Source organism: Sphingobacterium psychroaquaticum (assembly GCF_900177625.1).
GTDB classification, from domain to species: Bacteria; Bacteroidota; Bacteroidia; order Sphingobacteriales; family Sphingobacteriaceae; genus Sphingobacterium; species Sphingobacterium psychroaquaticum.
In genome coordinates this window covers 1-1,592 of sequence record NZ_FXAU01000013.1, presented here as the reverse complement: position 1 = coordinate 1,592, position 1,592 = coordinate 1, and the positions used below count along the sequence as shown (strand labels likewise).

Annotated in this window: 2 tRNA genes and 1 rRNA gene; all 3 read right to left on the bottom strand. The window is 48.6% G+C overall.

Annotation, left to right across the window (positions count from 1 at the left end):
• Positions 1 to 1,192, bottom strand: a 23S ribosomal RNA gene (locus B9Y69_RS19025); the annotation flags it as partial.
• Positions 1,193 to 1,388: 196 nt separating this feature from the next.
• Positions 1,389 to 1,462, bottom strand: a tRNA-Ala gene (locus tag B9Y69_RS19020).
• Positions 1,463 to 1,468: 6 nt separating this feature from the next.
• Positions 1,469 to 1,545, bottom strand: a tRNA-Ile gene (locus B9Y69_RS19015).
• Positions 1,546 to 1,592: the final 47 nt, after the last annotated feature.

The following is a 1,592-nucleotide window of genomic DNA, read 5'->3' as shown; positions in this document are numbered from 1 at the left end:
CAAATCCATAGCTTCGGTAGTAATCTTGATGCCCGTTTATTATCCACGCCCGGCCGCTCGACTAGTGAGCTGTTACGCACTCTTTAAATGAATGGCTGCTTCCAAGCCAACATCCTAGCTGTCTGGGCAACCGGACCTCGTTAGTTCAACTTAGACTACATTTGGGGACCTTAGCTGATGGTCTGGGTTCTTTCCCTCTCGGCCTTGGACCTTAGCACCCAAAGCCTCACTGCAGATCATATCTAACAGCATTCGGAGTTCGTCTGGATTTGGTAGGATTTGACTCCCCCGCACCCAATCGGTAGCTCTACCTCTGCTAGACTTTATATCCACGCTGTTCCTAAAAACATTTCGGGGAGTACGAGCTATTTCCCAGTTTGATTGGCCTTTCACCCCTACCCTCAGGTCATCCGGAAACTTTTCAACGTTTATCGGTTCGGTCCTCCATTACATGTTACTGCAACTTCAACCTGCCCAAGGGTAGATCACAAGGTTTCGCGTCTACCTCTACTGACTATGCGCCCTATTCAGACTCGCTTTCGCTTCGGCTGCGTGGCTGAACCACTTAACCTTGCCAGTAAAGAGTAACTCGTAGGCTCATTATGCAAAAGGCACGCCGTCACTGGACCTGCCAGCTCCGACCGCTTGTAAGCACACGGTTTCAGGTTCTTTTCACTCCTCTGTTCGAGGTTCTTTTCACCTTTCCCTCACGGTACTGGTTCACTATCGGTCTCTCAGGAGTATTTAGCCTTACCAGATGGTGCTGGTGGATTCCCACAGGATTTCTCCGGTCCCGCGGTACTCAGGATACCACTATGCTGTCATTCTTTACCTGTACGGGGCTGTCACCCATATCGCGCAGTTTCCCACCTGCTTCCAGTTCATAGCGACAATACAATATCGTGGTCCTACAACCCCGGTATTGCCGTAACAATACCGGTTTGGGCTCTTTCCCGTTCGCTCGCCACTACTTGGGAAATCATTATTATTTTCTTCTCCTACGCTTACTTAGATGTTTCAGTTCGGCGCGTTCGCGTATTATACAACATACCTTCAGTATGTTAGGTTGCCCCATTCGGAAATCTTCGGATCGAATCGCATTTGCCAATCCCCGAAGCTTATCGCAGCTTATCACGTCCTTCATCGCCTCTGAGAGCCTAGGCATCCCCCGTGTGCCCTTATTTACTTTCTTCACCCATGCTCCTTTTGCTAAGCATGAGTTGCTTTTCGTGCCGCCCTAGCTAACCTCTACGATCAGTTAATAACGGACACTACTGTTGTTTTCTCTTGTGTCTTCTTTCTTCCAATATGTCAAAGAACTTTTCTTTTCGAACAGTCCATCTGTACCTATATACTTATATATACATACAAACAGCGTCCAAAGATAGTGGAGAATAACGGATTCGAACCGTTGACCCCCTGCGTGCAAGGCAGGTGCTCTAGCCAGCTGAGCTAATTCCCCGTGTGATGGTAGTCCCGAGCAGATTTGAACTGCTGACCCCTACATTATCAGTGTAGTGCTCTAACCAACTGAGCTACGGGACTAGCTATTACTTCTCATCTTTCTCTCGGTGACCGAAACCCCTTAGGGA